Source organism: Vibrio sp. Vb1337, from assembly GCF_033338715.1.
Classification (GTDB): Bacteria; Pseudomonadota; Gammaproteobacteria; order Enterobacterales; family Vibrionaceae; genus Vibrio; species Vibrio alginolyticus.
The window spans coordinates 1-1,188 of sequence record NZ_JAWOTD010000176.1; the positions used below are offsets into that span (position 1 = coordinate 1).

Below are 1,188 nucleotides of genomic sequence, written 5' to 3' on the forward strand. Positions count from 1 at the left end.
TTTTTTCTTTTTTTGAATTTTATTTTGGTGTTTTATGCTTCTTTAAATTGGAATGCAGAATATGTAACTTATGCTTTCGGTGTGTGGTTATATAAATATTCTTTTAGGGGGTGATCGCTGATCAAATGGTAAATATCCGATGATCAGAATAAGATCTTTCCTAAAGTAAGCTTCTCGTGAAGTAAACCCATTCCTTTGCATATGGTGATATACATCAAGGTTAGCGGTTAGAAAATGTGAATACTGGAGCGAGTGAAACAGTAAGGTGAGAGATATGCAACAGAACAAATGTCCAGATTGCGAAGTAGAACTAGAATGGACTGGCCAATACCATTGTGGCCAATGTGAATCCGATTTCAAAAAAGTAGGTTTTTGTCCGGACTGTGGTGCTGAGTTAGAAAAGCTTCAGGCTTGTGGGGCTGCGAATTATTTCTGCAATACCTGTAATGAACTCAAATCTAAATCTCGTGTGCGATTTGAGTTTCAGAAAATCAGCTGACTAAGCTCATTTTAAAGTCGGCTAACTAACGGTAGAGTGAATCTCACCATTAGCCAAACGGGTGACTAAAAGGTCGCCCGTTTTTACATCATCTGCGCTTGTAACGACCTTACCTTGCTCCGTTTGCGTGATGGAGTAACCACGCTTGAGTGTCGCTAGGGGACTGACGGTATCTAACTGCTCTGCCGCAATCGCTAACTGATGACGCATCGTCAGTAGTTTTCGATCCATTGCGTCCAATAGCTTGTGCTCAACACGTTCAAGTCTCGACTTTTGTTGTGCTAAGTGTTTAACAGGAGAGTTTAATTGCAGACGGTGGTGTTTACGCTCAACGGCTTGTTGACGTGTATCGATGAAGCGCTGCATAGCTCTACGCAAACGCATATCCAGCTCATCGAGTTGCTGTGACTGACGCTGCAACTGATAACTTGGATGTTGGCGTTCTAAGCGATGCAGAAGTTGCGCAGATTGCTGTTTTTGCTGCGCTAAGTAGTAGCGCATCGCACTAGCTAGTTTATGCTGTTTCGCTACAAGCGATTGATCTGTATGGCTGTTGTCACGGCTAACCAGTTCAGCGGCAGCTGATGGAGTAGGAGCTCGCACATCGGCAACAAAATCGGCAATCGTCATGTCGCAGCTGATGGAGTAGGAGCTCGCACATCGGCAACAAAATCGGCAATCGTCATGTC

General features: G+C 43.9%; 2 protein-coding genes. One reads left to right on the top strand and one right to left on the bottom strand.

Annotated features, from left to right (window positions below; translation table 11 throughout):
* The first annotated feature begins 274 nt into the window (after nt 1-274).
* On the top strand, nt 275-499 hold the full coding sequence (locus tag R7E42_RS24815; protein ID WP_005460239.1) for a zinc ribbon domain-containing protein: 225 nt from the start codon (nt 275-277) through the stop codon (nt 497-499).
* 21 nt (nt 500-520) lie between these two features.
* On the opposite strand, the gene R7E42_RS24820 is transcribed toward R7E42_RS24815, so the two are convergent.
* The coding region (locus R7E42_RS24820; protein WP_318073206.1) for an exodeoxyribonuclease VII large subunit at nt 521-1,188 on the bottom strand (668 nt) is incomplete at its 5' end.

Excerpts from the sequence above, each read along its gene's own strand:
- R7E42_RS24815 (WP_005460239.1), top strand. The coding sequence starts at position 275 with ATGCAACAGAACAAATGTCCAGATTGCGAAGTAGAACTAGAATGGACT.